This window comes from Pedobacter folensis (assembly GCF_056490665.1).
On sequence record NZ_JBWJIF010000001.1, the window covers coordinates 415152 to 429283 of the forward strand.

Annotated in this window: 6 protein-coding genes; 4 read left to right on the top strand and 2 right to left on the bottom strand. The window is 42.7% G+C overall.

Annotation, left to right across the window (positions count from 1 at the left end):
* The first annotated feature begins 2 nt into the window (after positions 1 to 2).
* From AC04QZ_RS01550 to AC04QZ_RS01565, 4 genes are all read left to right on the top strand, one after another.
* Positions 3 to 9836 carry a YDG domain-containing protein gene (locus tag AC04QZ_RS01550; RefSeq protein ID WP_478356299.1) on the top strand — a complete coding sequence of 3278 codons (9834 nt, stop codon included), beginning with the start codon at positions 3 to 5 and terminating at the stop codon, positions 9834 to 9836.
* 56 nt (positions 9837 to 9892) lie between these two features.
* Complete coding sequence (locus AC04QZ_RS01555; protein WP_478356300.1) at positions 9893 to 10780, top strand: PorP/SprF family type IX secretion system membrane protein; 888 nt, start codon at positions 9893 to 9895, stop codon at positions 10778 to 10780.
* A gap of 239 nt (positions 10781 to 11019) precedes the next feature.
* Positions 11020 to 11628, top strand: coding sequence for a class I SAM-dependent methyltransferase (locus AC04QZ_RS01560; RefSeq protein WP_478356301.1), 609 nt, complete (start codon positions 11020 to 11022; stop codon positions 11626 to 11628).
* Positions 11629 to 11889: 261 nt separating this feature from the next.
* Positions 11890 to 12342: a hypothetical protein gene (locus AC04QZ_RS01565; protein ID WP_478356302.1), complete on the top strand. Its 453-nt coding sequence runs from the start codon at positions 11890 to 11892 to the stop codon at positions 12340 to 12342.
* Between the two features lie 122 nt (positions 12343 to 12464).
* Here the strand turns inward: AC04QZ_RS01565 and AC04QZ_RS01570 are convergent, their stop codons facing one another.
* Together AC04QZ_RS01570 and AC04QZ_RS01575 are read right to left on the bottom strand one after the other, a co-directional pair.
* The gene (locus tag AC04QZ_RS01570) at positions 12465 to 13043 is read right to left on the bottom strand and encodes a hypothetical protein (RefSeq protein WP_478356303.1); all 579 of its coding nucleotides are present in this window, start codon (positions 13041 to 13043) and stop codon (positions 12465 to 12467) included.
* 154 nt (positions 13044 to 13197) lie between these two features.
* On the bottom strand, positions 13198 to 14061 hold the full coding sequence (locus AC04QZ_RS01575) for a helix-turn-helix domain-containing protein (RefSeq protein WP_478356304.1): 864 nt from the start codon (positions 14059 to 14061) through the stop codon (positions 13198 to 13200).
* Positions 14062 to 14132: the final 71 nt, after the last annotated feature.

Below are 14132 nucleotides of genomic sequence, written 5' to 3' on the forward strand. Positions count from 1 at the left end.
TTATGAAGAGATTTTTTACTAAAGTAGCTTTTACAGTTTCAGTAATCGTGCTTTTTCTGGCGCTTGCTCCCGCATCTGCCCAGTATACTAAAACTCAGTTGCATTCCGGAGGATTGTATGCGGCTTTGGCTAAAGATGCCAGTGGTAATGTTTATGTTACCAAGGCCTCTGGCCCTGGGGTTTATCATGTAGCCAAGTATATTGGCGGTACAGGTAGTCCCACCATTATTTATAGTGGTTTAACCTCTCAATCGGGAGAATATCCATGGGGTTTAACTGTAGCGAGCAACGGTGATGTTTATCTGAGTACCGATTTTACATCGAATAATGGTGCAATTATCAGGTTAAATGCAGCATCGAGTTATGCGGCAACTACAGTGCAAACAGGAAGATATTTTACCGGATTAACTTTTGATGCGGCAGGAAATTTATATGCTTTGGAGTATAATGTTACCAATACAGATTATGCTGTGGTTAAATATACCGATCCATCCACGATAAACTCTACCAGTAAAACAATGATCTATCATGGTCTTATTTCGGGAAGCGGAATGAGTTATCCTACTGGAATTGCTGTTGCAACCAACGGTGATGTTTTTGTAACCAAAACTTATAATGGAACTACGCAAACCGGTGGTATTTTAAAAATAAATGCCCCTACTTACGCAACTACAACAAGTATTGCAACAGGTACCTATGCTACAACATTAACACTTGATGAATTCGGTAACTTATATGCTTCTGAAACCAGCGGAGGAAATACTTATTCGTTAAATAAATATACTGCTGCTACCGGCTCGCCAGCTGCTTTTTACTCAGGTTTGCATGGGACAGGTACGTTTTTACCTTATGGGGTAGCTTTTATTGGTACAACAGGATATATTGCTGACGGAGATGATGGCGCATTGGGTGGTGAATTAATTAAACTGGCTCCAACTGATGTTACACTTCCAACTGTTCCAACCGGTTTGGCCGCAAGCGCAGGAAGCTCGCAAAACACGCTAACCTGGAACACCAATGCAGATGTCGATTTATTAGGTTATAAAGTATATGGTGGTACTACAGCGGCGCCAACGACTTTACTGGCTGCTATTCCAAAAGGAACCACAACCTATACGCATACGGGGCTTACCAATGGAACGCCATATTTCTATCGCATTTCAGCAGAAGACAATTACTTTAATGAAAGTGCTAAAACTGCTGATGTATCCGCTACACCTACACCACCAGCCATCGCTTCAGCTACTTACAACGCTTCAACAGGAGCATTAACCGTAACAGGATCGGCGTTTCCGGCTTTTGCAGGTGCAACCAATGATATTGTAACGAATAAATTAACCCTAACCGGAGAGGGAGGAACAAATTATGTGCTTACTTCAGCTAATGTAGAAATCACTTCATCAACAGCTTTCACTATTACGCTAAATACGGCTGATAGAAATGCCGTAGAAATGATGTTCAATAAAAATGGAACAGCTTCTACCAGCGGAACAGCTTATAATTTAGCAGCGGCCGAAGATTGGGCAGCAGGAGAAAATCCCGCATCAGTTATTGCAGATGCTACTAATTCGGTTACGGTATCCAATGTTGCCGTTCCTGCCATTACCAGTGCAACTTATAATGCATCAACCGGGGCTTTAGTCGTAACAGGAACAGGTTTTTTATCGCTCAATGGTGCAACAAATGATATCATCGCCAATAAGTTTACCCTGACCGGAGAAGGCGGTAGTACTTATACGCTAACGACTACACCAAACGTAGAAATCACTTCGAGAACTGCATTTACTTTAACATTAGATGCTGCAGATCGGGCAGGCGTAAACCAGGTGATCAATAAAAACGGAACAAGTTCAACAGGTGCAACTGTATATAACCTGGCAGCAGCTGAAGATTGGGCCGCCGGAGCAGATGCAGCAGTTGTTGTAGCAGATTTAACCGGTAATGGAATCACAGCAAGTAATGTTGCTGTTCCTGTTATCACTTCAGCTACTTACGATGCTGCCACTGGCCTTGTTGTCGTAACTGGTTCAGGCTTTTTCTCCAAAACAGGAGCGGCAAATGATATTGTCGCCAACAAATTTACGGTTACCGGTGAAGGAGGATCAACCTATACTTTAACCGATACCCCAAATCCCGAAATCAGCTCTTCAACGGCGTTTACGCTGGTATTGAGTGCTACAGATTTGCCTAGAGTTAGCCAGATTATCAACAAAAACGGAACATCCTCAACAGGAGGAACCACGTATAACCTGGCAGCTGCCGAAGATTGGGCCGCCGGAGCAGATGCCGCAGTGGTGGTGGCCGATTTAACTGGCAACGGAATTACGGCAAGTAATGTTGCCGTTCCAACCATTACATCAGCAACCTATAACAGCAGTACAAATACGCTAGTCGTAACCGGAACCGGATTTACCAAATTAAATGGCGCAGCAAATGATATCGTAGCGAATAAACTAACCATTACCGGAGAGGGCGGTGCAACCCTTACGATAAATGCAGGTTCATCAGCTGAAATAATAAACGCCACCACTTTTTCTATTATCCTAGGCCCGGCAGATCAAACTTCCATTAAAGAAATACTTAATAAAAACGGAACAAGTTCAACAGGAGGAACAACGTATAACCTGGCAGCAGCAGAAGATTGGGCGGCTGGGGCAGATGCAGCAGTAGTTGTTGCAGATTTAACGGGTAATGGAATTACAGTTTCAAACGTGCCTGTTCCTACCATTAGCAGTGCCACCTATAACGCTTCATCAGGAATATTGGATGTTTCCGGATCAGGCTTTAGCAAAATAGGTGGGGCATCTAATGATATTGTCGCCAATAAATTTACAATTACCGGAGAGGGTGGAGTAACTTACACCTTAACGAATACACCAAACGTTGAGATTAATTTTACTGGATTATTTTCATTAACCCTAAGTCCGGAAGATAAAGCAGCTGTCAATCAAATCATCAATAAAGACGGAACAGCTTCAACAGGCGGAACAACGTATAACCTGGCAGCAGCTGAAGATTGGGCGGCAGGAGCAGATGCAGCCATTGTTGTAGCAGATTTAACCGGAAACGGCATTACGGTAAATAGTGTGGCTGTACCAGCCATTACAGCTGCAACGTACGATGCCACTACTGGCGTACTTAGCGTATCAGGAACAGGATTTTTAAAATTAAATGGCGCTGCAAATGATATTGTGGCCAATAAATTAACTTTTAAGGGACAAGCAGCTGCAACCTATACACTTACCGACTCGCCAAATGCGGAGGTTACGAGTGGAACCTCGTTCAGCATAACGGTTAGTACAACAGATAAAGCTGGTTTGGCTTTACTCATGAATAAAGATGGTCTTTCAGCAGCGGATGCAACCGTATATAACCTGGCAGCAGCCGAAGACTGGAATGCAGGAGCAGCGGCAGCGGTTACCATTGCAGATGCAACTAACCCTGTAACGGTTTCAGGAGCAAAATCCAGAAATGCCGATCTGGCTTCTTTAACCACCAATGCCGGAACGTTTACACCAACTTTTGCTGCAGGTACTACAGCTTACAGCATCAATGTACCGTATACCACCACTACGGCAACCGTTACCGCTACAAGAGCTGAAAGCCATGCAACATTAACATCGAGTTTAGGCGCAGGCGCATATACGGCACTTACGGATGGAGTTGCTTCTTCAGCATATACACTGAATAATGGTGCTAACTTAATTAATGTAAAAGTTACGGCAGAAGAAACGACAGTAACCAAAACCTATACCCTGACCGTTAATAAACAGGAAGCGGCTTCAATTGGCGATTTCGTTTGGTTAGATTATAATCAAAATGGTGTACAGGATGGCGGCGAGCCAGGCGTAGCGGGCGCGACGGTTACCTTAACAGGAACTGATATCTTTGCGAATGTGGTAAATTTAACGACCACAACAAATGCATCGGGCAATTATACCTTCAGTAATTTAAATCCTTCAAGTGCCTATAAAGTAGTGGTGTCGGGTTATCCGGCACGTTACACCAGTACTTATGATCTGGATGGGATTGGAACAAATGGTGCAACCTTCGTACTTGCTTCGGGACAAAATAGAACGGATGTAGATTTTGGTTTATATGACCCTTATTATGCTAATGCCGATTTATCAGCATTAAGTACCACAGCAGGCTTAACGCCAGTTTTTGCAGCGGGAACCACTACCTATACTGCCAGTGTTTTAACCGCAACCAATGTAGTAAAGTTAACAGCTACTGCACTTGCGGCAGGGTCAACACTTCAAATTAATGCAAACGGAGCGGGTTATGTAACGCTAACCAGTGCGGTAGAAACAGCAGATTTGGCCTTAAACTTTGGTAACAATACTTTTGATATTAAAGTAACGGCTCAAAATGGAACTACTACTAAAACTTATACCGTAACGGTTAACAGGCCAAACGCCAATCAATCCATTACCTTTGCAGGCACCGCGTCAACTACTTATGGTAATGCCGATTTTGATCCTGGGGCAACCAGCGCAACTTCTGCAATTAATACCATAACTTATAGCAGTGATAACTTAGCGGTGGCTACAATCGTAGCGGGTAAAATTCACGTTGTTTCGGCCGGATCAGCAGTAATTACAGCAAAACAAGCTGCAAGTACCGGTTATAATGCCGCAACCGACGTAACACAAACTTTAACGGTGAATGCAAAAAGCCTTACAGGTAACTTCACTGCCGATAATAAAGTTTATAATGGAAACAATACCGCAAACATCTTAACCAGAACCCTTAGCGGTGTAGTAACCGGAGATGAGTTAGCAGTAAGCTTAACAGGAGGTACTGCCACTTTCGATAATGCCAATGTAGCCAATGGTAAAACCGTAACTTCAGCAGGTATGACGCTTGGCGGAGTAAAAGCGGCTAACTATACTTTATCATCCGTAAATACAACAACAGCTAACATTACCGCTAAAGATATCAGCGGTAACTTTACCGCCAGCAATAAGGTTTATGATGGTAATAATACGGCCAATATTTTAACCAGAACTTTATCTGGTGTAGTGGCCGGAGAAGAAGCAGACGTAACCTTAACAGGTGGAACCGCAACTTTTGCCAATGCATTGGCCGCTACAGGTAAAACGGTTACGGCAACAGGCTTAAGCCTCACCGGAACCAAAGCCGCCAACTATAACTTAACAGGCGTAGCTACTACCACAGCCGATATTACAGGTTTAGCTTTAACCGGCGCATTTACTGCAGATAATAAAGTTTACGATGGAAATACTACGGCAAGCGTATTAACCAGAACCCTAACAGGCGTATTAGCTGCTGATGCCGCTGACGTAACTTTAACAGGTGGCACAGCTTCATTTGCCAATGCCAGTGTAGGTGCAGGCAAAACGGTTACTGCTGCAGGTATGACATTAACTGGAGCTAAAGCAAGTAACTATAGCTTAAGTAGTGTGGCTACTACCACCGCGAATATCACTGGTTTAGCCTTAACGGGTAGCTTTACCGTCGATAATAAAGTGTACGATGGCAATAATAGTTCAACCATATTAACCAGAACTTTAGCAGGCGTACTGGCAGCTGATGTTGCCGATGTAACCTTAACAGGCGGAACCGCTACTTTTGGTGGGATCAATACCGGAAATGGTAAAGAAGTTACCTCAACCGGAATGGTATTAACAGGTGCTAAAGCAGGTAACTACACCTTATTTGCCGTAAATACCACAACAGCCAATATTACACCAAAAGATATCAGCGGAAACTTTACCGCCAGTAACAAAGCCTACGATGGTAATAATACAGCAACGATATTAGTCAGAAGCTTAACCGGAGTAGTTCCAGCTGATGTAGCTGATGTAAACTTAACAGGTGGAACAGCAACTTTTGCCAACGCCAACATTGGTACAGGTAAAATAGTTACTGCTGCGGGTATGAGCCTTACCGGAACCAAAGCCGACAACTATAATTTAACGGGAGTGGCCACTACTACAGCCAATATAACAGGTCTGGGCTTAACCGGTAATTTTACTGCAGCTAATAAAGTTTACGATGGCAATACAACGGCAAGCATATTAACCAGGACTTTAACAGGTGTATTGCCAGCCGATGTAGCCGACGTTATCTTAACAGGTGGGGCAGCCAGTTTTGCTGATGCCGGTAAAGGTGCAGGTAAAACAGTTACTGCAACAGGTATGACCATTACCGGTGCCAAAGCGGCTAACTATACTTTGGCTTCGGTAGCCACTACAACGGCTGATATTACCGCCAAAGATTTAAGTGCTGGCTTTACTGCCGATAGTAAAACTTATGATGGCAACACAACCGCGGTCATTTTATCAAGAACCCTAACCGGTGTACTGGTTGCTGATGTGGCCGATGTAACGGTGAGCGGAGGCACGGCAACATTCAACAATGAAAATGTAGGCACAGGTAAATCTGTAAATGCATCAGGTTTTGTATTAGCCGGAGCCAAAGCAGCTAACTATAACATCACCACAGTCGATGCAACTACAGCAAACATTACTGCTAAAAATATCAGCGGAAACTTTACTGCCGATAATAAAGTGTACGATGGTAATACTACCGCAGGTATTTTAACCAGAACCTTAACCGGTGTATTAGCTGCTGATGCTGCTGATGTTAACCTAACAGGTGGTACAGCAAGTTTTGCAACAGCAAGTGCAGGTACAGGTAAAACGGTTACCGCTACAGGCATGACCATAACAGGAGCAAAAGCTGCCAACTACAGTTTAACCGGAGTAGCCACGACTACCGCAAATATTACAGGTTTGGCTATTACTGGTAATATCACAGCTAGCAATAAGGTATACAATGGTAATAACATTGCTAGCATTTCGGGTAGGAGTTTAACAGGCGTATTAACCGCTGATGTAGCCGATGTAACACTAACCGGCGGTACAGCAACTTTTGCCGACGCCAATAAAGGTACTGGTAAAACCGTTACCGCCACAGGCTTAACCCTGGCCGGTACTAAGGCTGCTAATTATACATTAGCCTCGATAGGTACAACAACCGCCGATATTACTGCAAAAGATATCTCAGGTAATTTTACTGCAGATAATAAGGTATACGATGGAAATACCACGGCAAACATTTTAACCAGAACCTTAGCAGGTGTACTGGCCGGAGATGTAGCTGATGTGAATTTGACAGGCGGAACGGCCAATTTCGACAATGCCAACATGGGTACCGGAAAAACCGTTACCGCAACAGGCATGAGCCTGGCAGGTACCAAAGCTGGTAACTATAACTTAACGGGCGTAGCCACTACTACCGCTAACATTACGGGTTTAACACTTACCGGTAACTTTACCGCTGGTAATAAAGTGTACGATGGTAATGCAACTGCAAGTATATTAACCAGAACATTAACCGGCGTATTAGCCGCTGATCTTGCCGACGTTACTTTAACAGGCGGTTCAGCCAGTTTTGCCAATGCCAGTAAAGGCACAGGTAAAACCGTTACCGCAACAGGTATGACCATCACTGGTGCGAAAGCCGCGAACTATACTTTGGCTTCAATAACCACTGCAACAGCCGATATTAGCGCGAAGGATATCAGCGGAAACTTTACCGCCGACAATAAGGTTTACGATGGTAACGCTACTGCCAATATTTTAACCAGAACCTTAACCGGTGTACTGGCAGGCGATGTTGCCGATGTGAATTTAACAGGCGGAACAGGAAGCTTTGCCAATGCTAACGTAGGCACAGCAAAAACGGTATCGGCGGCTGGCCTAACTTTAACAGGAAGCAAATCGGCCAATTACAATTTAACAGGTGTAGCCACTACAATAGCCAACATTACAGCAAAAAATATCACAGGAGCATTCACGGCTGATAATAAGGCTTATGATGGCAATACAACAGCAACCGTGTTAACCAGAACGTTAACAGGTGTAATTACAGCTGATGCAGCGGATGTAAACTTAACTGGTGGAACAGCAAGTTTCGCCGATGCCAATATTGGTACAGGTAAAACGGTAACTTCAGCAGGTATGACTTTAGCAGGTTCAAAATCTGCTAATTATAACTTAACAGGAGTGGCTACCACCACGGCTAATATTGGAGTTAGAAATATCACCGGATCATTTACCGCAAGCAACAAGGTTTATGATGGCAATGCTAGCGCTACGGTGTTAACCAGAACCTTAACAGGAGTTTTAACTGCAGATGCTGCAGATGTAAACTTAAACGGCGGAACAGCCAGTTTTGCTGACGCCAATGTGGCTACCGGTAAAACGGTTACGGCTGCAGGCATGGTACTGGCTGGTACAAAAGCTGCTAATTACAATTTAACCAGTGTAGCGACTACTACAGCTGCTATTACTGCAAAAACGGTTAACGGAAGCATTACCGCAAGTAATAAGGTTTACGATGGAAATACTACAGCTACCATTTCGGGAAGAAGCCTAACCGGTGTACTCGTGGCTGATGCTGCCGATGTAACCTTAACAGGTGGCACAGCAACCTTTGCCGATAAAAACGTAGGTACTGCGAAAGTGGTAACAGGGGCAGGTTTGCTGTTATCGGGCGCCAAAGCAGCTAATTATGCTTTAGCTAGCGTGGCAACTACCACTGCTAACATCAGCGCTAAACCAATTGTGCTTACGGCCGATGCGAAAACAAAAGTGTATGGCAGTGCCGATGTCGCATTAACTTATACACTTTCTACAGGTGCATTAGCCACGGGCGATGTCATTACAGGTAGTTTAAGCCGCGCAGCCGGAGAGAATATAGGCAACTATGCCATTGCGCAGAACACCATCTCAGCCGGAACAAACTATATTATTACCTATACGCCGGCCGATCTGGTCATTACCAGAAAAACATTGGTCATCACGGCCGATAATAAAAATAAAAACTTTGGTGATGCCAATCCGGCGCTTACGGCAAGTTATAATGGTTTCGCAGGTACTGAAACAGCAGCTGTATTAACCAGTCCGGTAGCATTAAGTACTACGGCTATTACAACATCGCCAGCTGGCAATTACCCAATTACGGCAAGTGGTGCTGCAGCAGCAAATTACAGCATTTCTTATGTTGCGGGTACGCTTACCGTTAACCCAGCCGCACAAACCATTACATTTGCAGCTTTAGCCAATAAATTAGATACCGATGGTACCTTTACCTTAACGGCAACAGCAAGCTCTGGTTTAACCGTAACCTATACGAGCAGCAATCCGGCTGTAGCCAGGATTATTAATGGTAATCAGGTAGAAATCTTGAAAGCAGGTGTGATCAACATTACTGCCAGTCAGGCCGGAAACGCCAATTACCAGGCAGCAACTAATGTAGTACAGCCGTTTACAGTAATCGAAAATCCGCCACCGGTAATTACCATTACCAGCAATAAAGGTAATAGCATTAGTAAGGGCGAAACGGCAATACTTACTGCAACGGGTGCATTAACTTATCAATGGACAAATGCAAACGGAATTATTAGTGGCCAAAACACTGCCGTATTAACCGTTAGGCCATCTCAAAATACGACTTATACCGTTACCGGGTTTAACCAGTACGGAAGAAGCAGTACCAAAACCTTTAATCTCGAGGTGAGGGCCGATTACCAGGTGCTGAATATCATGAACGTACTTACACCTAACGGTGATGGTAAAAATGATACATGGGTTGTCGAAAATATCGATATGTATCCAAACAATACGGTACGCATTTTCGACCGTGCCGGTAAGTCGATATTTGAAATGAAAGGATATGACAACAGCTGGGGTGGTACCTTAAAAGGATCTTTAGTTCCTGAAGGCGCCTACTACTATATCATCGACTTTGGTCCAGGTATAGGGGTAAGAAAAGGCTATATCACAATTGTAGGTAATAACTAAGATTTAACCTGCCATAACCAGTTTAAAATACTGGTTATGGCATAAAAAGTATAAAGATGAAAACAAGGAAAATGCTTATCACATTGGTGATGTTCAGTATCTGCATCCCAGCCTTTGCTCAGCTCAACCCTATGGGCAGTATGTATTACCAGAACCTTTATCTCAGCAATCCGGCCATGGCAGGTATTGAGAAGGGTTGGGAGGCTGCTGCAGCTTATAAGGCTCAGTGGACAGCAATAGAAGGCGCACCAGCTATGCAATCCGTAACGGCAGCTTATGGTGCCAACAACAATAAAGTTGGCGTAGGTGCCTCTTTTTACAATGAAAATATAGGGGTAATTCAGCGCACCAGTTTCAAAGGTACCTATGCTTACCACTTGCCGCTCAATAATGGTTCTGATTATCTTGATTTTGGTCTTTCAGCAGGTATCATGAACGAATGGATCGATCTGACAAAAATTAAGGGAAGCCAGAATGATATTTCCTTAACGAACTTTAACCAGCGTAAACTGTATTTTGATGGCGATTTTGGTATGGCTTACCGTAGTCAGCATTTTAATATTCAGGGATCAGTATTAAACCTCAAGCGGTTTTTGAAACGTGATGATGAAAGAACGGTGGTCGACCGCGCTTCTTATTTTGCATCAGTAAGCTATAAATTTATTAATCCCGATAAGGTGCTGAATGTGATTGAACCCAAATTAAGTTATAGAGGCATTGATAATTACCGCGATATTGTTGATCTCGGATTAAATGCGCAGTTCTGGGGTAATAAACTGTTGTTTACCGGCATTTATCACACGAGTAACAGTTTCACTGCCGGGGTGGGCACAACTTATCAAAACCGCTTGTCAATATTGGCCATGTATACTACCAATACTTCTGATATACAAAATTATGCAAACGGAGAATTTGAAGTCGGCTTAAAATACAATTTTAGGTAATAACCGCGATAACAGTCTTGCTGTTATCTTCCATAATAGCTGATTAACTTACCAGCTCAAACTCAAGCGATCCTTTCTTTATTAGAGAGGATCGCTTGAGTTTATAAGCTTTCCGAAAGTACGAACCTTGTCTATGCTGCGCCGACTTAAGGTATGTGAAATCGTAAAAGAAATACTAAAATCGATTAAGGAATCTATTGGTGTAGAGAATATGCTTATTTTTGATTTCACATTTTTATATGAAAGATCACCTGCGCGACCAGTTTGGAAATATCGACATCTACTTATTTGATCAGCTTTTAAAGGGAACCTACAACGATTGCCGGTCTGTTCTGGATGCCGGATGCGGAACGGGAAGGAACGCAGATTACTTTATCCGCAAAGGGTACCAGGTATATGGCGTCGACTCTTCAGCGCACCATATTGAAAAGATTAAACAATTGGCTGCGCCATTTTCTGAAACTTCTCCTGCAGAAAATTTCAGGGTTGGATTAGTCGAAGACCTTCCTTTTAACGATGAAACATTTGATCTGGTGATCAGTAATGCCGTACTTCATTTTGCAAACAATATGAAACACTTTGAGGAGATGTTAAACTCCATGTGGCGGGTATTACGTCCCGGCGGCTACCTGTTCTGTCGTTTAGCATCCGATATCGGTATCGAAAACATGGTTCACTCAATCGGTAACGGAAAGTATATTTTGCCTGATCAATCAGAACGTTTTTTGGTTAATCAAGACAGGTTACTGCATTTTACAGCAAAACTTGCAGCTACATTACATGAGCCCATCAAAACTACCAATGTGCAGAACCTTCGGTCAATGACCACCTGGTGCCTGAAGAAATAAAAGATTTGAGGTGGGGGATACATTTGTCGTATAAGAGTTTAAGGGTGCTCCTGAACATTAAGACTAAAAATTGCTTGGTTTCGATAAATTCTTTTTTGTTAATAGCAGGTTAAACTCAAAGGTTGGATTGACCTAAAAAATCTAAACTTGCCATCAAACCCTGATGCTTGCATGCTGTTTTTTAAAAATAGTTATCTTTGTAACGATCCCTAAGCGTTCACGTTAGTTTAACGTGCGTGCGGTTTAAGTCGTCCAATTTCTATGAGAATAAAAAAGATCTTCATCATTTTGATGCTTGCTTCTTCATGCGTGCTATTTAACAACTGCTTTGCACAGCCAACCGTATATCCTCCTTTCGGCTGTAAATCATCATCCACCGATATCGTATATTATGACTGGCTGGGTACAAGTGATAACGGTAAATATGTATTCAAGGGCTATCCCAGCTATTCAATAGCTCCTTATACCTGGAATGCGTCAGCTATGGCAACCTATCCCTGTTACCGTTGGATAACCTACGAAACACCTATGGGCTGCAAGATCCAGACTAGTACTTCCCCCGTGGCGTATGAGGCTGGAGAAAGGGGCTACTTCGACGAAAATACGGCCTATTGTCCGTTAGACGATTATCTGCCCTACCTCATTTTGCCTTTACTGCTTTTTGGGTTTTTCTATGTCAGAAATAATGGGTTGAAAGCCACCATGATTTTTTAAAACGGTTTAACGACAAGTAATTTTAAGACGAAGATTCATATTGCTATTTGGAGAGAAATGCCTTTACCCATAAGTCAGGGCATTTCTCTTTAATTTCCATCTTTAGGCTGCTAAAGTTGCTTTTACCCAAATATTTTTTGAACGGCCAGCTGAACCTTAGCGGCATCATTTTCGATCGTTTTTTTGATGGACTCATCAAATGAAGGAGAGAAGCCTGCTGTAACAGAGATAAGTGGTGTTTGGTTAATCACGGTCAGTTCAAAGGAATGACTTCCAAATTTAAAGCTGCTTTTTATTTTATCGGTTTGTTTTTCAATTGCCTTAAAAAATTCATAGCTGTTGCTGATCTCATCGAAATGATCCTTTACCGCCTGAAAAATCAGCTGTGTTTCTACATCTAAATCATTGATGATCACTCTGGCATTCAATAATGCTTCTGCTGTTTTTCCTTCAGCTCCTTCCTGTAGGTTCTTCAAAGAGGGGAGCAGGTCTTCACTGAAGATGATATCTTTAGGATCATTGATAAAAATCGTTGAAGGATTGCCATTTTCATCCGATCGCTGTTGGAGGTATATCGTGTCATTACCATCCTTAAGTTCTACACTGGCTGGGGCAATATATTCTGTTTTGATGTCGGTGATGGTGTTTTTAATCAGCTTAACAACATAGGCTAAGACAGGGTAATCTGTAATATCGTTCATTGTGTTTTTTTTACAAATGTACAGCTTCGTTGAAGGGATATAAAGCGCCGAAGCAAAACCAATGGATGGTTTTAGGATAAAGAGATCAACAAGAGCGAGTTAATTTTTTTCTTTGATGAGGCGCTGATGGCCATCATCCATTTTACATCACCCATTAATCCATAAATTGGTCATTGAATTGAATGGGACTGCCCGAAAGATTATTTTTATGGCGATCATAAGGGAAAGACCTAAAGTGGTCTTCGTCTACAATAATACTGGGTATGGTACCCGAAAACTGTTTAAAATCGCGGATGAGGTGCATGTGATCGAAATAACCACAGTGAAAAGCAATCTTGTTCCATGACAGGTGCGGATGCTGTTCTTTAAGTTTATAGGTATTGGAAAATCTAATCAGCCGGCCAAACATTCTTGGCGAAACCCCAATTTTATGGTTACAGAGCCTTTCAAACTGCCGCAGGCTTAAACAGGCAAGGGAGGCTGTTTGCTCTATCGTCAGGTTACCACCCGAGCGGATAAAAACATCAATTGCCCGGTCAAAGGGAGAGGCCGTTGCTAAGCTATTCAGTTTTTCCTTCAGAAAAGATTGAATGATGTAGTTTTGTGCCAGGGCCGAGCTTGCTTCTGCCAATTGTTCACTTAATATAGCTGCATAGTTTCCCAAAAATAATTTTGCATCGTAACAGGTGTTCAACACCTCGTTCTGAGGTACATTTTTCATTAAACTGTTCCAGCCAATTGGTTTAAATTGTACACATACCGCACGGTGTTTTTTGCCCAGGTTCATAATCGTAGAAAACAAATGGAAGCCGGCCAGAATTACATTTTCTCTTTCCACCAATTGCCCGTTTTCATAAGCACTGATTTTATCTTCGAGTATAAAACACAAGCAAGACCTGTAATCAGGAACGATTGTGATTTCTTTCATGAAATCTTCGTTGAAATTGAGTTCGATAACAATAACGTTTTCCACGTATTGTGCCAAACTTGGTTCAGGCAAAAAATAGGTAAAACCCATAATATTTTGACCTTTTAAGGTGAGAGGTAATATTTACGGTATCCAAGTTAGGTATTTATATCAGAATTTTA